This is a genomic window from Caulobacter sp. FWC26 (genome assembly GCF_002742645.2).
In the GTDB taxonomy this organism is placed as follows: domain Bacteria; phylum Pseudomonadota; class Alphaproteobacteria; order Caulobacterales; family Caulobacteraceae; genus Caulobacter.
The window spans coordinates 3452612-3470603 of the sequence record NZ_CP033875.1 but is presented as its reverse complement, the minus strand read 5'-3'; the positions used below and the strand labels follow the sequence as shown (position 1 = coordinate 3470603).

Genomic DNA, 17992 nt, shown 5'->3' with positions numbered 1-17992 from the left:
GGTGTTCCATGAGAGTTGCCGGAAAGCTTGTCCTGCCCCAAGCTTTGGATCGTATGCGCGTCTCATCCCCCACCACCCTGTTGCTCGGCGTCGTGCTGCTGTGCGTGGCGACGGCCCTTGCCGGCGTGTGGATGGCGATCAGCCCGCCTTGGCTGGGGGCGCGCTTTCAGGCGCGGGCCGACGGGGCGGTGGTCATCGCCAAGCTGGTTCCGGATGGTCCCTTGGCGCGGGCCGGCGCCAAGGTCGGTGACCGGCTGGCGGGGATCGGCGCGGACCTGACCGCGCCGCTTCTAAGAGCCCAGGACACCGGCGCCTTCGAGCAGGCCGCCACTGAGCGCGCGCATCGCGACATGAGCCGTCGGCAGGCCGCCTTGGCCGAGGCCTTGTCGGCGCGCCCCCCCGTCCTGCGTCTGGCGAGCGCAGATGGCGCCCAGCGCGTGGCGACCCTCGACGAGCGCGTGCGGCCGCTGAACCGGCTGGGCGCGGAGTTCTGGGCCAACCTGGCCTTTGGCCTGATCGCCACCCTGATCGTCGGCTGGGTATGGGCCCTGCGGCCGCGAGACCTGGCCACCCAGCTCTTCGCCCTGACCGGCCTGTCGATGCTGGCCTTCACTTTCGGCTGGGCGGTCAACGCTAGCGTCGAACTGGTCGCCGACGGGGCGATGGCGTCTGGCGCGCACCTGCTGAACATGGTGGGCGCAGTGGCCTATGGCGGGGCCATGATCGCCTTCTTCCTTGTCTATCCGACCCGGGTCACGCGGCTGCCCGTGGCCTGGCTGGTCCCGCTCTGCGTGCTGGTCTGGGCGCTGACGCCGCTCTTGCCCGGTAACCCGCCGCTGGAGAGCACAGGCCAGTCTGTGACCACCCTCGAGATGGCCCTGATCATCGTCGCCATCGGCGTCCAGGCCTTCGCCAGCCGCAAGAACCCCGCCGCCATGGCCGCCGCCCGCTGGCTCGGGCTGTCGGTGATCCTGGGCGCGGGGGCGTTCATCGGCAATGTCGCCCTGCCGATCGCCCTGGGGCGCGAGCCCTTCCTGGACAGTCGCTTTTCGCTGGGCTTTTTCGTCGTCATCTACGTCGGCATGGCCGTGGGCCTGCGCCGCTACCGGCTGTTCGAGCTGGACCAGTGGGCGTTCCGGATCCTGTTCTACATCAGCGCCGGCGCGGCGCTGCTGGCGGTCGATGGGCTGTTGATCACCGCTCTCGGCGCGGCGCCGGGCGCGGCGCTGGGGGTGTCGCTGCTGGTCGTGGCCTTCGCTTACCTGCCGTTCCGTGATCTTTTGTGGCGGCTGACCCTGGGCCGGCGGACGATGAAGGAGCACGAGATGTTCGCCGCCGTGGCTCAGGTGGCCCTGGTGCATGACGTCGAGGCGCGGGCCAAGGCCTGGCGTGACCTGCTGGCCAAGGTCTACGAGCCGCTTGAGGTCGCGCCCAGCGCCGCCGGCCGCGTCCGGGCCGAAATCCTGGAGGAGGGCGTGGGCCTGGGCCTGCCCGCCGCCGCAGGATCGACGGCGCTGGACCTGCGCTTTCCCTTCCGTGGCAGGGGCCTGTTCGGTACGGCCCAGGCGCAGCTCGCCGACCAGCTGGTGAGCTTGCTCGCCCAGATCGAGCAGGGCCGGGACGCCTATGCCCGGGGCGTGATCGAGGAGCGCCTGCGCATCGCCCGCGATCTGCACGACGACGTCGGCGCGCGGCTGCTGTCGGGCTTGCATCGCCATGACCTTTCCCAGACCCGAGAGGCCATGCGCGGGGCGATCGGCGATCTGCGCTCGATCGTCTCGGGCCTGTCGGGCCGCGACCTGCCGCTGGAGGCGGTGCTGGCCGATCTTCGCCACGAAACCGCCGAGCGTCTTGAGGCCGCCGGGATCGCCCTGGACTGGCCGCCGGTGGAGCTGGTCGACCCCGATCGCACCGCGCCCTATCGCGTCTACAAGAACCTGACCTCGGCCGTGCGCGAGGTGATCTCCAACGCCATCCGCCACGCCGGCGCGACGCGCGTCAGCGTGGACGTGCGCGAGGCTGAAGGGCGCCTGGCGGTGACGATCGCCGACGACGGCGTCGGGCTGCCCGATGCGCCGGGCGGGCGCCGCAGCGGCCTGGCCAATCTGGAACGCCGCCTGGGCGAGATCGGCGGCGAGGTCGAGATTCCGCCGGCCGAGCAAGGTCTGACCATCCGTCTTTCCGCCCCCCTTGAGGTGAGCGCCGCCGCATGAGTTCCCCCGAAACCGCGCTTGTCCTCGAAGACCAGGCCGAGACCCGCGAGCATCTGCTGGCGGCGCTGTCCGAAGCCTTTCCGGGGGTCGTCGCGCGGGGCGCGGGCGATCTGGCCGAGGCGCGGTCGTTCCTGGACGGCGGCGGTCCCCCGGACCTGGCTCTGGTGGACCTGGCCCTGCCGGATGGTCGCGGCGTCGACTTCCTGCGGGATCTCGCCGAACGCTCGGGCGGCGCCACGCGCTCGGTGGTCGTGACCATCTACGCCGACGACGCCCACCTGTTCGACGCCATCGCGGCGGGGGCGGGCGGCTATCTGCTGAAGGACATGGGGCGCGAGGAGCTGGTGCGTTACCTGCGCCGGCTGGAAGCAGGCGAAACGCCGCTGTCGCCGGCCGTGGCCCGCCGGATGCTGGACTACTTCCGCGCCCGCCCCGCGCCGCTGGCCGCGGTCGAGCCCGAAGCGGCCCTGACCCCGCGCGAGACCGAGGTGCTGCGCCTGATCGGCCGGGGCCTGCGTTCGGGCGAGGCGGCCAAGGTGATGGGCGTCACCGAGCTCACCGTCGCCGGCTACGTCAAGGCGATCTACCGCAAGCTCAACATCTGCTCCCGCGCCGAGGCGGCCTTGGAGGCGCAGCGACGGGGGCTGGTTTAGGGGGATGGAGCGCGCGCTAAAACCCCGATCTCCCCGGCGAATGCCGGGGCCCAGATTCATTTTGACCAGTTTGAGTTGATCCGAGACGCGACCTGTCCGCTTGTCGAGTGCTCGTGGGTTCGATCTGGGCCCCGGCATTCGCCGGGGAGGTCGGAGCAGGGCGCGCAAATTTTCGCCGCGAAGTTCGGGTCAAGGATGGCTACGGTGCCGACACCGGAATCGAACCTCGAAAGACCCATGCGCCTCTTTGCTTCCCTCGCCGTCACGGCCGTTCTCGCCGCCGCCGGCGCCGCCCATGCCCAGGTCACGCCGTCGGCGCCGCCGCAGCTGAACGCCGGTCCGTCGGCCGCCGCGACGGCCGGCAAGGCCTTCCTCGCCAACAACGCCAAGGCGCCGGGCGTGGTCAGCCTGCCGTCGGGCCTGCAGTACAAGGTCATCGCCTCGGGCCCCAAGGACGGCCCGTCGCCGAAGCTGGGCGACATCGTCAAGGTCAACTACGAGGGCAAGCTGTTGAACGGCACGGTCTTCGACTCGAGCTTCGCGCGCGGCAAGGCGGCGATCATGCCTGCCGACGGCCTGATCCAAGGCTGGCTGGAGGCCTTGCCGAAGATGAAGGTCGGCGACGAGTGGATGCTCTTCATCCCGCCCGAGCTGGCCTACGGCTCGCGCGATCTTGGCGAGATCCCGCCCGACAGCACCCTGGTCTTCCGCCTGAAGCTGGAGGGTATGCTGGCGGTGGATTGACCCATCAGTCGTGCTCAAAACGGGTAGCGTCGCGGGGTTGAAGGCGGCCGCTCGCCTTGCGGCGCCTTGGGTCTGCGACCACAGGTCGCGTATCATGGTATCCGGTCCTCGCGCAGGGTAAGGCATGGGGCGGGAAACCTTATCAGCGATGCGGCTCGACGCGCGGCCGACGCGACTGATCTTCGGGATCGTCGGCGCCGCCGCCGTGCTGGTCCTGGTTTCGGTTCTCGGCGCCTTGGCGCTGATGTTGCAGGCCGCCCACCAGGTCGACCGCACCGACACCGCCGACGACATCGCCCTGGCGACGCGAGGCCTTACGCGCACGCTCGACCGGATGGAGCGCGAGGTGACCTCGGCTACCGTCTGGGACGCCGCCTATCAGGCGATCGGACCGAGGGTCGACCAAGCCTGGGCCGATACGAATTTTGGCGCTTACTACCACCAGCAGTTCGACCACGATCTGACCTTCGTTGTTCTTGCGGGTCAGGTGGTCTACGCCGCACGAGAGGGGCAACGCGCCGCGCCCGAAACCATGGGGGCGTTTCCCGCCGCCACGGCCCGGTTCGTCTCGGAGATCGGCGACAAGGCGCGGGCGGCCCGGCGGGCGGGGCGACTGAGCACGGCCGGCGAGGTGACTCGTATGGGTCTGATGCGCGTCGACGGAGCGGTCTATCTCGTGGCCCTGGCCTCGATCACGCCCGAAAGCGCTCGGGTGGCCGCGCTGTATGGCGGACCGCAGGCCGTGGTGGTCAGCGCCCGCCGCATGGACGAGGCGTTCGTCCGTCAGTTCGCCGCCGATATGGGCTTCAAGGGGCTGACGCTGCTGAAGGGAGCGCCGGAGCGAGGTCCCCGCGTCGTCCTGACCGACATGGACGGCAAGCCTATCGGCGCGTTCGCCTGGTCGCCTCAGAACCCTGGCCTGTCCCTGATCCGCAGCATCGCGCCGTTGATCATCGTCGGCTTCTTGGTGCTGACCATCGCCGGGGCGGTATTGATGCAGCGCGTGGCCGAGGCCCTGGCCAGTATGGAGGCCAGCCGCCTGGCCCTGGTCGCCGCCAAGGAAGCCGCCGAGGCGGCCGACGCGGCCAAGACCCGCTTTCTGGCCAATATGAGCCACGAGGTCCGCACGCCGCTGAACGGGGTCTTGGGCATGGCCCAGGTGATGGCGGCCGACACCCTGTCCGAGCCCCAGGCCAAGCGCTTGCGGATCCTCGAGGAGTCCGGCCGGGCGCTGCTGGCGCTGCTGAACGACATTCTGGACATCGCCCGGCTGGAGCATGGCGGGGTGCGTCTGCGCGCCGAGGTGTTCGACCTGGCCGGTCTGGTCGAGGCGTCCTGCGCGGCCTTTTCGGGCGCCGCCGCCGCCAAGGGCCTGGCGCTGGTCACCGACATCGACCCCGAACTGCGGGGCCGCTGGACCGGCGACCCGGTGCGGCTGCGCCAGGTGCTGGGCAATCTGGTGGCCAATGGCGTGAAGTTCACCGACGAAGGCTCGGTCACGGTGCGGGTGCGCCGAGGGGGCAAGATCGGTCTGCGCTTCGAGGTCGAGGACACCGGCCTGGGCATCGCGCCCGAGCATCTGCCAGATCTCTTCAAGACCTTTTCCCAGGTCGACACCTCGATGACCCGCGTCCATGACGGGGCGGGACTTGGGCTGGCCATCTGCCGCGAGCTGGTCGAGCTGATGGGCGGGACGGTCGGCGTGCGCTCGACGCCGGGCGAGGGGTCCAGCTTCCACTTCACCGTTCCCTTGATTCAGGCCACGGGCGACAAACCGACCCTGCGGGTGGTGCGCTAGGCCGGCGCCTGCTTCGCGCGCAACTGGACGCTCAGGGCGCCGATAATTCGGCGCCTGACCGCCAAGCGTCGCTGCATTGCGGCGCCGAGACTCGCCGAGGCCCGACCTCCCGTGCGCTGCTGCCTCCACACCGCCCCTGTCGGCGGTTCGACGGGGGTACGAGTTCATGCAATCGGGCGCTGGAACGCCAACGCGGCGTCAGCTTCTTTCGGCCATCGCCAAGGTCGGCGGCACGGCCGCGCTGTATCAGGCGATGACGTCCCTGGGCCACGCGGCCGAGACCCAGTTCCACGGCCCGCCCAACCTGCAAGGCGCGCGGCCGGGGGCCAGCGTCATCGTGCTGGGCGCGGGCCTGGCGGGTATGCTGGCGGCGTTCGAGCTGCGCAAGGCCGGCTACAAGGTCCAGATTCTGGAGTTCCAGAACCGCCCCGGCGGCCGCAATTGGTCCCTTCGCGGGGGCGACACCTATACCGAGCTGGGCGGCGCAACCCAGAAGGTCGGCTATGCGGCCGGCAACTACTTCAACCCCGGCCCCTGGCGCATTCCGCACCACCACCGGACCCTGCTGCACTACTGCAAACAGTTCGGCGTGGCCCTGGAGCCGTTCATCCAGTTCAACCATTCGGGCTGGGTCCACTCGTCCCAGGCCTTCGGCGGCAAGCCGGTGCGTTTCAACGCCGCCGCCGCCGACTTCGAGGGCAACATCGCCGAGCTCTTGGCCAAGTCGGTCAACGCCAAGGCGCTGGACGACGCGGTCACCCAGGAGGATCGCGACCGCCTGCTCGCAGCCCTCAAAGGCTGGGGCATGCTGGACAAGGACTACCGCTACTCGGCCTCGCTGCGGGCCTCCTCGCACCGGGGCTTCAAGCGGCCGGGCGGCGGCGGGGTGGACGGCGCGCCGATCCCGTCGGACGATCTCTACAGCCTGCATGACGTCCTGGACCCGCAGGTCTGGACGTCGATGGCCTTCTTCATGGGCCACGAGATGCAGACCACCATGTTCCAGCCGGTGGGCGGCATGGACATGATCGGCAAGGCCTTCGCCAAGCAGGTCGAGGGCCTGATCACCTACAACGCCAAGGTCAGCAAGATCGCCCAGGACGACAAGGGCGTGGTCGTCACCTACGCCGACACCGTCACCGGCAAGGTCGTCGAGGCCAAGGGCGACTGGTGTGTCTGTACGATCCCGCTGGGCATCCTGGGCCAGATGGATCTGGCCGTGACCGACGAGATGATGGCCGCCATCAAGGCCGTGCCCTATTCGGGCCAGGTCAAGATCGGCCTGGAGATGAAGCGCCGCTTCTGGGAGGAGGACGACTTCATCTACGGCGGCCACAGCTTCACCGACCAGGAGATCAGCCTGATCTCCTATCCCAACAACAACATGTTCCAGGACGGTCCGGCGGTGCTGCTGGGCGCCTTCGCCCGCGACCTCGGCGCCTTCCGCCTGGCCGGCATGACGCCTGAGCAGCGGATCGAGGCGGCCTTGGCGCAGGGCTCGGTGATCCACCCCGGCAGCTACCGCAAGGAGTTCCGCACCGGCGCCTCGGTGGCCTGGAGCCGCGTGCCCTGGAGCCTGGGCTGCTGCGCCCGCTGGAACGAGGAGACGCGCAAGGAGCACTACCAGACCCTGGTGGCCATGGACCGCCGGATCGTGCTGGCCGGCGAGCACGCCTCCTATGTCGGCTGCTGGATGGAGGGGGCGCTGCTGTCGTCCATCGACGCCATCAGCCGCCTGCACAAACGCGCCCTGAGCGCCTGATCGGGAGCCCTGACATGCGGATGCTTCTTCTTGTGGCCGGCGCCTTGATGACCCTGCCGGCCGCCACCTTGGCCCAGGACACCAGTGGTGGGGTCGTGCGGGTCGAAAAGCCCGTCACCGGCGAGCAGGTCTATGGCGCGGTCTGCCAGGCCTGCCACATGGCGGACGCCAAGGGCGCCGTGGGCGCGGGGACCATCCCCGCCCTGGCCTCGAACCCGAAACTGGCGGGCGCGGCCTATCCGATCATGGTCGTGGCGCGCGGGCAGGGCGCCATGCCAGGCTTCGCCGGCATGCTGAGCAACGCCCAGATGGCCGAGGCGGTGACCTATGTCCGCACCCACTTCGGCAACAGCTACGCCAAGCCGGTGACGGAAGCGGATGTGGCCAAGTTCGCCAAGCCGCCGGCGGCTGGGGGGCATTAGCCATAAAGATGCTCCCCCGCGATGCGGGGGAGCTGTCACGGAGTGACTGAGGGGGCGAGCTGGGCGAAAGCCGCGTTAGCCCCCTCCGGCCCTCTGGGCCACCTCCCCCGCATCGCGGGGGAGGATCTTGAAGCGCGCAGTCACCCCACCTTCACCAACCCATCGACCCGGCGCGTCAGGCCCAGCGGGTTCTCCGTCCGCAGCTCCGCCGGTAGCAGCGCTTCCGGCAAGTTCTGGTAGCTGACCGGACGCAGGAACCGCGCGATGGCCAAGGTTCCGACCGAGGTCGTGCGGCCGTCGCTGGTCGAGGGGAACGGGCCGCCGTGGACCATGGCGTGGGCCACCTCAACGCCGGTGCCGAAACCGTTCACGAGAATGCGGCCGGCCTTCAGCTCCAGGGCGGGCAGGAGGGCGGCGGCGATGCCGTGGTCGGCCTCTTCCAGGTGGATGGCGATGGTCAGCTGGCCTTCGAGCGCGGCGATGACCGCCTCGAGCTCGGCCTGGCCCGCGCAGCGCACCACCAGCGAGGCGGCGCCGAACACTTCCTCATGCAGGTGCGGATTGGCCAGGAAGTCGCCGGCCTTGACGCTGAACAGCGCCGCCTGGCCGGTATGGCTGTGCTCGGGGCCGGTCTGCCCGCGCGCCACAGTGGTCACTTCCGCGGCGTCCGACAGGGCCGCGACGCCATGCGCGAAGGCCTGGCAGATACCGGGGGTCAGCATGACCGAGGCCGGCGCGGCCTCGACCGCCTTGCCGGCGGCTTCGACGAAGGCGTCCAGTTCGGGGCCGTCGATGGCCAGGATCAGGCCGGGATTGGTGCAGAACTGGCCAGCCCCCAGGGTCAGCGCGGCCACGAAGTCCGGCGCGATCGTCTCGGCCCGGGCCTTCAGCGCGCCCGGCAGCAGGATCACTGGATTGATGCTGCTCATTTCGGCGTAGAACGGGATCGGCTCGGGCCGGCCCTGGGCGATGGCCAGCAAGGCCAGGCCCCCGCGGCGCGAACCGGTGAAGCCGGCGGCCTTGATGCGCGGGTCGGCGACCAGGGCCTGGCTGACCTCGTAGCCGCTGTCGTGGATCATCGCGAACACGCCCGGATGCACGCCCACCTCGGCGGCGGCCGCCTGGATGGCGCGGCCGACCAGCTCCGAGGCGCCGGGGTGAGCCGGGTGGGCCTTGACCACCACCGGGCAGCCGGCCGCCAAGGCGCTGGCCGTGTCGCCCCCGGCCACCGAGAAGGCCAGCGGGAAGTTGCTGGCGCCAAACACGGCCACCGGGCCCAGCGGCACGTTGCGCAGGCGCAGGTCCGGACGCGGCAGCGGCTTGCGCTCGGGCAGGGCGGGATCGATCCGCGCCTCCAGGAAGCCGCCGTCGCGCAGCACGCTGGCGAAGAGGCGCAGCTGGCCGACCGTGCGGCCACGCTCGCCCTCCAGGCGCGGGCGGGGCAGGCCGGTCTCAGCCATGGTGCGCACGATCAGGTCATCGCCGATCGCTTCGATCTGGGCGGCGATGGCCTCCAGGAACTGGGCGCGGGTTTCGTAGGGCAGGGCGCGGTAGGGCCCGAACGCCTCGGCGGCCAGGGCGCAGGCGGCCTCGACATCGGCCTTGGTCGCCCCGCCGAAAGCCGGCTCCAGGGTCTCGCCGGTGGCGGGATTGACGCCCTTGATCTCGCCGTGGGTCCCCAAGCGGCGCTCGCCGCCGATCAGAAGCTCGCCCGTCAGATGCGCCATGGTCGTCCCGATGATTGTGGTGTGGAGCCGCTATATGAGAGCGCTAACGTGACATGTCCATGCGCGCTGGGGCCAGGATAGCCGATTGGGCGCCCCTTGCGGGCCGGTTTTGCGGGAGCTTGCCCGTTCGGCGGCCAAAGTACGGGGATTGGCGCGCTTGAATGCTCTGAATAAGCGCGATGAACGCGCGGAAAATCAGTGGCTTGTCACTTTTACAGGCCCGCCAATCATCTGCGCCCGCTGGCGCCGTATCTTTGTGTCATGGCCGGAAGAAGCGACGAGGTCCGGGACTGGAGCGCGACGCTGCAGACCCGCCTCCAGGCGAAGATGGATAACCTCATCGCCGCTTTCGAAATCTCCACCGACCCCGCCGAGCGCGCCCAGATCGAGAAGGACGCTCGCGCCTGCGGCGTCTTCGCGCGATCGGGCAAGGCAGTGGCCACGATGGTGCCTGAGCCTAGAGCCAAACCCGCCGCCGACGAGGCGGTCGATGACGATGAGGCCTCCATGCATGACGGCATACCGGACGACCCCGAAGAACTTCAGGCCGCTCTTGTCGCCCGCTTCACTCGCCTTGCTGAGTTGCTCGAACTCAAGCGTCGAGATGATGAGGGCGCTGGCGACGGCGGTGGCGACCTTGGAGAAGGAGGATCAGCAGCGCCTGCTTAGTGCGGCCATGGCGGAGCCGCTGAAGCACCAGATCGCCCCGCCTTTCAAGCGCTGGTCGACCTGGCTGATGCTCGGCGGACGCGGCGCGGGCAAGACATTCGCGGGGGCGAGGTGGATGACCTGGAACGCCCTGGCCTATCCGAACATGGCCCTGATCGGTCCCACCCTGCACGATGTCCGCGAAGTGATGATCGAGGGCGCGTCCGGCCTCAAGGCCATGGGAGGACCGGCGTTTCGCCCCCGCTGGGAATCGTCGCGGCGGCGCCTCGTCTGGCCCAACGGCGCGGTCGCCTACGCCTTTTCGGCCGAGGATCCTGAGTCCTTGCGCGGGCCGCAGTTTCACGCGGCCTGGGCCGACGAATTCTGCGCCTGGCCCAAGCCCGGCGAAACCCTGGCCATGCTGCGGTTCGGCCTTCGGCTAGGCGAGGATCCGCGCCTGGTGGTCACCACCACGCCCAAGCCGCATCGGGCGCTCAAGACCCTGATGGCCGAGCCGGGCGTCGCCCTGACCCGCGCTGGAACTCACGCCAACGCCGGCAACTTGGCGCCGACCTTCCTGCGGACGCTGGACAGCCTTTACGGCGGCACGCGGCTGGCCGCCCAGGAGCTGGACGGCGTCGTGGTCGAGACCGACGGCGGCCTGTTCCGCGCCGAGGACCTGGCGAGATGTCGGGCCGCCCGACCGGCGCGTCTCGATCGCGTGGTCGTGGCCGTCGACCCGCCCGCCACGGCCACGGGCGACGCCTGCGGGATCGTGGTGGTCGGACGCCGCGACGACCGCGCCTTTGTCCTGGCCGACGAGACCGCGCGGGGACTGTCTCCGGCCGCCTGGGCGGGCAGGGCCGTGGCCGCCGCGAGGCTCTGGACCGCCGACGCCCTCGTGGCCGAGGCCAACCAGGGCGGCGACATGGTCCGCTCGGTCCTGGCCCAAGCCGATCCGCCGTGCCGGGTGAAGCTGGTCCGCGCCTCGGTGGGAAAAAGGGCGAGGGCCGAACCGGTGGCGGCCTTGTACGAACAGGGCCGCGTCCTGCACTGCGGCGCCTTCGCGGCGCTTGAGGAGGAGCTGATGGCCCTCGGCTCCGGCGACCTCGAACACAGCCCGGACCGGGCGGATGCGCTGGTCTGGGCGGTCAGTGAGTTGATGCTGGGCGAAGCCCGGCGGCCGCGCTTGCGGGCGCTGTGAGGCGGCGATGATCAAGATCCTCCCCCGCGATGCGGGGGAGGTGGCCCAGAGGGCCGGAGGGGGCGAGCGGTGATGAACTCCAGTATTCGCCCCACTGCGGCCTCCGGGGAGGCGAGGATTTCGCGCGCTGGAATGCGGAGCGTAGAGATCCCGCGATCTTCTAGCCACGCGTCACGCTCTGCGTCCCTGCGAGGTCGATGATCGAAGCAATGCCATTCGCCATCGACCTCGACTGCTAGACGCAAGGCCTCGCAGTAGAAATCGAGAATGTAAGGACCAACAGGATGCTGTCGGCGGAATTGTAGCCCGCCGATCTTCCGGCCCTTCAATTGACGCCAAAGCAAACCTTCGGGCAGCGTCAGCTCTTGGCGGAAGCGTTGCGCCGTCAGTCTCTGCACAAGGGGCGGTCTCATTGGCTTCTCCGGTGCTCGCCCCCTCCGTCGCTCCGCGACACCTCCCCCGCGTAGCGGGGGAGGATCTTTCAAAGCGCCACCGCCCACCACCTTAAATTGTTCTCCTTTCATTCTCAACTCCATCTCCCCGGAGCGCACCGCCATGCTTTTCTCCAAACCGCGCCCGCCTGAGCGCAAGGACTCCCGCGCCGCGCGGCTGATCGCGCTGACGACCGGCGGGCGGCCGCAGTGGACGCCGCGCGACTATGGCGCTCTCGCGTCCGAGGGGTTCGCCAAGAACCCGGTGGCCTATCGCTGCGTGCGGATGATCGCCGAGGCCGCCGCCTCAACGCCCCTGGCCGTGTTTGTCGACGGCCGCCGCGCCGACGATCACCCGCTCAAGCGCCTGCTCGACCGGCCCAATCCTGAGCAGGGCGGACCAGACCTCATGGAGGCGTTCTTCGGAAGCCTGCAGGTGGCCGGCAACGCCTATCTGGAGGCGACCGGGGAGGGCGCGCCTGCTGAACTCTACGCCCTGCGCCCCGACCGGATGACGCTGGTTCCCGGGCCGCGCGGCTGGCCGCTGGCCTATGACTACCAGGCCGCCGGGCGCACGGTGCGGATCGGGCGCGACGGCGATGGCTGGCTGCCGGTGCTGCACCTGAAGCTGTTCAACCCGACCAACGATCACTACGGCCTTTCGCCCCTGGAGGCGGCGGCGTTCGCGATCGACGTCCACAACGCTTCCAGCGCCTGGAACAAGGCGCTGTTGGACAATTCGGCAAGGCCCTCCGGCGCGCTCGTTTATTCGTCCAAGGACGCCGGCGACCGGCTGACCGACGAGCAGTTCGACCGGCTGAAGACCGAGCTGGCCAGCGCCCATTCCGGCCAGGCCAATGCGGGCCGGCCGCTGCTGCTGGAGGGCGGCCTAGACTGGCGGGCCATGTCGCTGTCGCCGGCCGAGATGGACTTTACCGAGGGCAAGCACGCCGCCGCCCGCGAGATCGCCCTGGCGTTCGGGGTTCCGCCGCAGCTGCTGGGCATCCCCGGCGACAACACCTACGCCAACTATCGCGAGGCCAACGCCGCCTTCTGGCGCGGGACGGTGGTTCCGCTGGCCCAGCGGGCGGCGCGGGCGCTCACCGGCTGGCTGGGCGCGAAGTTCCCCGGCGCGACCATCGTCCCCGACCTCGACGCCGTCCCCGCCCTGTCGGCCGAGCGCGACGCCCTGTGGAGCCGCCTGCAGGCGGCGAGCTTCCTCACCGACGCCGAGCGGCGGCGGCTGGCGGGGCTGGAGCATTAATCGGCCGGCGCTGTTGGCCCCCATCTGACCGCTTCGCGGTCGACCGCCCCCGCAGGGGGCGGAAGGAGCCTCCTTCTTCCCCCTCCGGGGGAGGAGCGCGTCAGCGCGGAGGGGGCCTTGATCGAGAGAACCCCATGACCCAACCCACCCGCTGGCGGCTGGACCGTCAGGTGTCGGCCGCCGTGCTGGTCACCGTGTTCCTGCAGGCGGCCGCCGCGCTGCTCTGGGCCGGCAAGGCCGCCGCGCGGATCGACGAGATGCAGCGCCGGCTCGAGGCCCAGGCCCCGGTCGCCGAGCGCCTGGCCCGCCTGGAGGCCCAGGCCGAGGCCGCCCGCCAGAGCCTGATCCGCATCGAGGCCCGACTGGAGCGCGGCCATGAACGATGACCTGAAGATCGAGGGCTATGCGTCCCTGTTCTGGACTCGCGACCTCAATGACGACGTCACCGCCGCCGGAGCCTTCGCCGAAAGCCTGGCGACCGGAAGCCCCGTCAAGATGCTGCACCAGCACGACGAGGCCGAGCCGATCGGCGTCTGGGACGCCGTGGTCGAGGACGCCAAGGGCCTGTTCGTCCGTGGACGGATTTTGCGCGCGACCCCACGCGGAGCCCTGGTCGCCGCCCTGGTCGAAGCCGGGGCGCTGGACGGCCTCTCCATCGGCTTTCGCCAGGTGAAGGCGCGGACGCAGGGTCGCCTGCGCGTGCTGTCCCGCGTGGAGCTGTGGGAGGTGTCGATCGTGACCTTCCCGATGCTGCCGGGCGCGCGGCTGAGGGTGGCGTGAAGATCCTCCCCCGCATTGCGGGGGAGGTGGCCCATCGGGCCGGAGGGGGCGAGCCCCGCCAATGTCCAGTTCGCCCCCTCAGTCGCTCCGCGACAGCTCCCCCGCATCGCGAGGGAGCATCTGTTCCCAACCCGGAGAACCCCATGAAGGAAACCAAACACGCGGCCTCGCCCGAGGCCCGCGCGGCGCTGGCTGATGTCTTGACCGCGTTCGAGAGCTTCAAGGCCGCCAATGACGCGCGGCTGGCGGCGATCGAGACCAAGCGGGCCGACGTCCTCCTGGAAGAGAAGGTCGGCCGTATCGACGAGGCCGTCTCCCGCGCCCAGGAGCGTCTCGACCGCATCATGAGCGACCTGCGCCGACCCGCGCTGGGCGGCGACGCGCCGGTGGCCAGCGTCGACGAGCGCAAGGCCGCCTTCGACCGCTATGTGAAGACCGGCGAGACACCCGCCGCCCTGCTCGAAGCCAAGGGCCTGTCTGAAGGCGCCGCCACCGCCGGCGGCTATGTCGCCCCGCCGGAGCTGGAGCGGCTGATCCTGCGTCGCCTGGCCGCCACCAGCCCGATGCGCGAGATCTGCCAGGTGCGCACCATCGGCGCTGGGACCTTCCGCAAGCCGGTCTCGCCCACGGGCTTGGCCGCCGCCTGGGTGGCCGAGACCGCCGCGCGTCCCGAGACCACGGCCCCGACCCTGGACGTCATCGACTTCCCGGCCGGCGAGCTCTACGCCAGCCCGGCCGCCACCCAGGCTTTGCTGGACGACGCCTATGTCAGCATCGACGAGTGGCTGGCCGAGGAGGTGCAAGACGCCTTCGCCGCCCAGGAGACCTCGGCCTTCATCAGCGGCGACGGGATCAACAAGCCCAAGGGCCTCTTGGCCTACACGGCTGCGCCGGACGCCTCGTACAGCTGGGGCCAGCTCGGCTACCTGGCGACCGGCGTGGCGGGGGGCTGGCCGGCGTCGAACCCGACCGACAAGCTGATCGACCTGATCTATGCGGCCAAGGCCCAGCACCGCCAGAACGGCCGCTTCGTGATGAACCGCCGCACAGTCAGCGCCGTGCGCAAGTTCAAGGACGCGCAAGGCAACTATATCTGGAACGCGGCCCTGCAGCCGGGACAGTCGGCCAGCCTGCTCGGCTTCCCGGTCACCGAGATCGAGGCCATGCCCGACGTGGCGGCCAACGCCATGGCCGTGGCGTTCGGCGACTTCGAGAAGGGCTATCTGATCGTCGACCGCGCGGGCGTGCGCGTGCTGCGCGACCCGTACTCGGCCAAGCCGCACGTGCTGTTCTACACCACCAAGCGCGTGGGCGGCGGCGTCCAGAACTTCGACGCGGTGAAGCTGCTGAAGTTCGCGGCGTCGTAATCCCATCCTAGGTTCCCCTCCCCCTTGCGGGGAGGGGCAGGGGGTGGGGGTGTCAGCGCCTGCCGATCCCCTCTTGGCGCCCAGCCGGCTCCCCCACCCCAACCCCTCCCCGCAAGGGGGAGGGGCTTTCTCCCGAGAAAACCATGCCCCAAGCCCTCACCCTGGCCGAGGCCAGGGCGTTTCTGCGCGTGTCCGACCCTTCGGAAGACGCGCTGCTGACCCTGCTGATCGACGCCGCCGAGGCGCGGGTGGCCAGCGCCGCCGGCGTCGTCCTGAGCGCCCAAAGCCCCGCGCCGCTGCGCCTGTCGGTGCTGATCCTGGCCGCCCACGCCTACGAGCATCGTGAGTCCGGCGAACCGGCCCTGACGCTCGTCGAGCCGTGGCTGGCCCCCTACCGAAAGGCCCGGCTGTGACCGACAAGCCCCTGATCGACGCCCTGGTCGCGACGCTCAAAGCCGCGCCCGCCGTCACCGCCATCGCCGGCCAGCGGATCTATGGCGTCAGTCCCCGCCTGCCGACCTTTCCCTGCATCGTCGTCACCCGCGCCGAAGGCCGGCCGGTTGGCGGCGTCGAGGGGGAGGGGATCGAGCACCTGCTGACCCTGACCTGCGCCAGCCGCTTCGGCGGACCCGAGGAGGCCCGCGCCCTGGTGGCGGCCGTCCGCGCGGCCTTGCACGACGCCCGGCCCGCCCTGGTCGGCCGGCGCCTCGTAAACCTGCGCGTGCCCTATGCCGACGTCTTCGCCGGCGCGGATCGCGAAACCACCCTCGGGATCGTCCGCGTGCGGGCCGTGACCGAGGCCCTCTAGAACCCGGAGACACATCATGGCCGCCCAAGCCGGCAAGGACATGCTGCTGAAGATCAGCGACGGGGCCGCCGCTCCGACCTTTCACACCGTGGCGGGCCTGCGCGCCCGCACCATCAGCCTCAACGCCAAGACCCTGGATGTCACGGACAGCGACAGCGCCGGCCGCTGGCGCGAGCTGCTGGCCGGGGCCGGGGTGCGTTCGGTGGCCGTGTCGGGCTCCGGCGTGTTCCGCGACGCGGCCTCCGACGCCGAGGTCCGGACCAGCTTCTTCGAGCAGTCGGCCCGCGCCTGGCGGCTGATTATCCCGGATTTCGGCCAGCTCGAGGGACCGTTCATCGTCGCGGCCCTGGAATACGCCGGCGAACACGACGGCGAGGCCGCCTTCGCGCTCAGCCTGGCCAGCGCCGGGGCGGTGAGCTTTACGGCGCTTTAGTCCCATTCGGGCCCCCACCTGGCCGCTTCGCGGTCGTCCGCCCCCGGAGGGGGCAGAAGGCGCGCGCATCTCCTTCTTCCCCCTCCGGGGGAGGAGCGCGAAGCGCGGAGGGGGCAAGTGAGAAGGAACCCCTCAGAATGCTCACCCCCAACCCCGCCCGCGGCGAGGTCGTCGTGATCCTGGCCGGCGCGCCGCGTCGCCTGTGCCTGACGCTCGGCGCCCTGGCCCGGATCGAGGCGGCGCTGAATCTCTCCGACTGGTCCCAGCTGCCCGACCGTATCGCCACGCTCAGCGCCGGCGAGCTCTCCGCCATCCTGGCCGCGCTGCTGGAGGGCGGCGGCGAGGCGCCGGAGATCGCCGCCCGCGCCACCGTGCCCGAGGCCGCCAGCGCCCTGGCCGCCGCCTTGGCCGCCTGCGCATGAGCTGGGCCGCGCCGCTGCGCCTGGCGCTGTCGCTGGGCCTGCCGCCCGACGCCTTCTGGCGGCTGTCGCTGAAGGAGTGGCGGGCGCTCACCGAGGCGCCGGCCGCGCCGTCCCTGAACCGTGCGGGCCTGCAAGACCTGATCGCCCGCTATCCCGACGAGGAGGCCTTGTGATGAGTTTGGAGCCAGAGGGCCTATCGGCCGTCCCCGCTCGCGCCGCCGAGGCGGCCGCTGCGTTGGAGAGCCTGAAAGCGCCCGCCGAGCGCGCCGCGCGCTCGATCGACGAGGCCTTCGCCCGCGCCGGCGCATCTCTGGTCCGCTCCTTGGCCCGCGCGGCCTCGGACGGGGAGGTGTCGCTGTCGGAACTGGCGCGCGCGGTGCTGGGCGCGGCCGGAGCGGCGTTGAAGGGCGGGGGTCTCGGCGAGACCCTGACCAAGGTCTTCGCAGGCGCCCGTGCCGACGGCGGGCCGGTGCTGCCGGGCGGGGCCTACCTAGTCGGGGAGCGGGGACCGGAGCTGTTTCGACCCTCTGGCGCGGGATCGATCGAGCCGGTGGGCGGCGGCCCCGTCTCGGTGACGGTCAATGTCCAGGGCGGCGAGGCGTCGGGCCTGATCCGCTCCGACGCCCAGATCGCCCAGGCCCTGGCGCGGGCGGTAAGTCTGGGGGCGAGGGGGCTGTGAAAGCCCCTCCCCCTTGATGGGGGAGGGTTGGGTGGGGGTGACTTCGGCGGGTGACGCCTCGCGGGCGTCTGGCGGAAGTGATCACCCCCATCCCCAACCCTTCCCCCATCGAGGGGGAAGGGGGTTTCACCTAAACCGTCACCGCGTTCGGGTTGATCGGCGCCGGGCCGTACTTGTTCTCGCGCGGCTGGCCGACGCTGCAGCCGACCCACAGGGTGAAGGCCAGCCAGATGCCGAAGGCGATAAAGCAGGCGACAAACAGACCAACCAGAGCGGTCAGGGCCGACACCTCGGGCTCGCCATTGGTGAGGGCGGCGATGGCGGGCATGACCCCCACGGAAACGGCGGCGCCGAACACCAGGGCCGGACCCAGCACCCAGGGCAGAACCTGCCACCAGCCCGTCTGACCCATGTCGTGCAGACGCTTGGTATGGATGCAGACGCTGGCGTAGATCGTGGCCAGAGACAGCGCCCATCCGATCAGCGGAATCCAGCCGGCGACCGCGTTGACGCCCAGCAGGACGAGCCAGCCGATCCAGAACGACTGCCGGCCGATGCGGCCCTCAGGCGACAGGAACAGGGTCTTCCAATCCATCTCTTGGTCTCCAATCTCGATCCTTAACTTAGGGACCGATCG

General features: G+C 70.4%; 21 protein-coding genes. 18 read left to right on the top strand and 3 right to left on the bottom strand.

Features of this window, described 5'->3' with window-relative positions:
* Window positions 1-53 precede the first annotated feature (53 nt).
* From CSW63_RS18115 to CSW63_RS18090, 6 genes are all read left to right on the top strand, one after another.
* Entirely contained in the window at window positions 54-2213 is a 2160-nt protein-coding gene (locus CSW63_RS18115; RefSeq protein ID WP_062093966.1) for an ATP-binding protein, read from the top strand.
* Complete coding sequence (locus tag CSW63_RS18110) at window positions 2210-2866, top strand: response regulator transcription factor (protein WP_062093965.1); 657 nt, start codon at window positions 2210-2212, stop codon at window positions 2864-2866. The genes CSW63_RS18115 and CSW63_RS18110 overlap by 4 nt, the downstream gene beginning before the upstream one ends.
* Window positions 2867-3103: 237 nt before the next feature.
* Complete coding sequence (locus tag CSW63_RS18105) at window positions 3104-3610, top strand: FKBP-type peptidyl-prolyl cis-trans isomerase (RefSeq protein ID WP_062093964.1); 507 nt, start codon at window positions 3104-3106, stop codon at window positions 3608-3610.
* 148 nt (window positions 3611-3758) lie between these two features.
* Window positions 3759-5408 carry an ATP-binding protein gene (locus tag CSW63_RS18100; RefSeq protein ID WP_246842034.1) on the top strand — a complete coding sequence of 550 codons (1650 nt, stop codon included), beginning with the start codon at window positions 3759-3761 and terminating at the stop codon, window positions 5406-5408.
* Between the two features lie 166 nt (window positions 5409-5574).
* On the top strand, window positions 5575-7170 hold the full coding sequence (locus CSW63_RS18095) for a flavin monoamine oxidase family protein (protein ID WP_062093962.1): 1596 nt from the start codon (window positions 5575-5577) through the stop codon (window positions 7168-7170).
* Window positions 7171-7184: 14 nt separating this feature from the next.
* Window positions 7185-7592 (top strand): cytochrome c, encoded by a 408-nt coding sequence (locus CSW63_RS18090; protein WP_062093961.1) that lies wholly within the window; start codon window positions 7185-7187, stop codon window positions 7590-7592.
* A 140-nt stretch (window positions 7593-7732) separates the two neighbouring features.
* Here the strand turns inward: CSW63_RS18090 and CSW63_RS18080 are convergent, their stop codons facing one another.
* Window positions 7733-9319, bottom strand: a complete 1587-nt coding sequence (locus CSW63_RS18080) for an aldehyde dehydrogenase (NADP(+)) (RefSeq protein WP_062096461.1) — start codon at window positions 9317-9319, stop codon at window positions 7733-7735.
* 261 nt (window positions 9320-9580) lie between these two features.
* On the opposite strand from CSW63_RS18080, the gene CSW63_RS23870 reads away from it, so the two are divergent.
* On the top strand, window positions 9581-9988 hold the full coding sequence (locus CSW63_RS23870; RefSeq protein WP_246842033.1) for a hypothetical protein: 408 nt from the start codon (window positions 9581-9583) through the stop codon (window positions 9986-9988).
* On the top strand, window positions 9873-11171 hold the full coding sequence (locus CSW63_RS18075; protein ID WP_231737484.1) for a DNA-packaging protein: 1299 nt from the start codon (window positions 9873-9875) through the stop codon (window positions 11169-11171). The genes CSW63_RS23870 and CSW63_RS18075 overlap by 116 nt, the downstream gene beginning before the upstream one ends.
* 11 nt (window positions 11172-11182) lie before the next feature.
* On the opposite strand, the gene CSW63_RS18070 is transcribed toward CSW63_RS18075, so the two are convergent.
* Window positions 11183-11584, bottom strand: coding sequence for an endonuclease domain-containing protein (locus tag CSW63_RS18070; protein WP_082749513.1), 402 nt, complete (start codon window positions 11582-11584; stop codon window positions 11183-11185).
* Window positions 11585-11726: 142 nt separating this feature from the next.
* On the opposite strand from CSW63_RS18070, the gene CSW63_RS18065 reads away from it, so the two are divergent.
* From CSW63_RS18065 to CSW63_RS18015, 10 genes are all read left to right on the top strand, one after another.
* Entirely contained in the window at window positions 11727-12866 is a 1140-nt protein-coding gene (locus tag CSW63_RS18065; RefSeq protein WP_062096457.1) for a phage portal protein, read from the top strand.
* A gap of 134 nt (window positions 12867-13000) precedes the next feature.
* Complete coding sequence (locus CSW63_RS18060; RefSeq protein WP_062096455.1) at window positions 13001-13252, top strand: hypothetical protein; 252 nt, start codon at window positions 13001-13003, stop codon at window positions 13250-13252.
* Complete coding sequence (locus CSW63_RS18055; RefSeq protein ID WP_062096454.1) at window positions 13242-13646, top strand: HK97 family phage prohead protease; 405 nt, start codon at window positions 13242-13244, stop codon at window positions 13644-13646. The genes CSW63_RS18060 and CSW63_RS18055 overlap by 11 nt, the downstream gene beginning before the upstream one ends.
* A gap of 143 nt (window positions 13647-13789) precedes the next feature.
* A complete protein-coding gene (locus tag CSW63_RS18045; protein ID WP_062096452.1) occupies window positions 13790-15013 on the top strand; it encodes a phage major capsid protein in 1224 nt (407 codons plus the stop codon).
* Between the two features lie 143 nt (window positions 15014-15156).
* Window positions 15157-15426 carry a head-tail connector protein gene (locus tag CSW63_RS18040; protein ID WP_062094200.1) on the top strand — a complete coding sequence of 90 codons (270 nt, stop codon included), beginning with the start codon at window positions 15157-15159 and terminating at the stop codon, window positions 15424-15426.
* The gene (locus CSW63_RS18035; RefSeq protein ID WP_062094201.1) at window positions 15423-15821 is read left to right on the top strand and encodes a DUF3168 domain-containing protein; all 399 of its coding nucleotides are present in this window, start codon (window positions 15423-15425) and stop codon (window positions 15819-15821) included. The genes CSW63_RS18040 and CSW63_RS18035 overlap by 4 nt, the downstream gene beginning before the upstream one ends.
* A gap of 16 nt (window positions 15822-15837) precedes the next feature.
* Window positions 15838-16254, top strand: a complete 417-nt coding sequence (locus CSW63_RS18030) for a phage major tail protein, TP901-1 family (RefSeq protein WP_062094202.1) — start codon at window positions 15838-15840, stop codon at window positions 16252-16254.
* A 137-nt stretch (window positions 16255-16391) separates the two neighbouring features.
* A complete protein-coding gene (locus CSW63_RS18025; protein WP_062094203.1) occupies window positions 16392-16676 on the top strand; it encodes a GTA-gp10 family protein in 285 nt (94 codons plus the stop codon).
* Window positions 16673-16849, top strand: a complete 177-nt coding sequence (locus tag CSW63_RS18020; protein ID WP_062094204.1) for a phage tail assembly chaperone — start codon at window positions 16673-16675, stop codon at window positions 16847-16849. The genes CSW63_RS18025 and CSW63_RS18020 overlap by 4 nt, the downstream gene beginning before the upstream one ends.
* The gene (locus CSW63_RS18015; protein ID WP_062094205.1) at window positions 16849-17355 is read left to right on the top strand and encodes a hypothetical protein; all 507 of its coding nucleotides are present in this window, start codon (window positions 16849-16851) and stop codon (window positions 17353-17355) included. The genes CSW63_RS18020 and CSW63_RS18015 overlap by 1 nt, the downstream gene beginning before the upstream one ends.
* 130 nt (window positions 17356-17485) lie before the next feature.
* Here CSW63_RS18015 and CSW63_RS18010 read toward each other — a convergent pair whose 3' ends face one another.
* Window positions 17486-17950, bottom strand: a complete 465-nt coding sequence (locus CSW63_RS18010) for a DUF805 domain-containing protein (RefSeq protein ID WP_082749705.1) — start codon at window positions 17948-17950, stop codon at window positions 17486-17488.
* Between the last annotated feature and the right edge of the window lie 42 nt (window positions 17951-17992).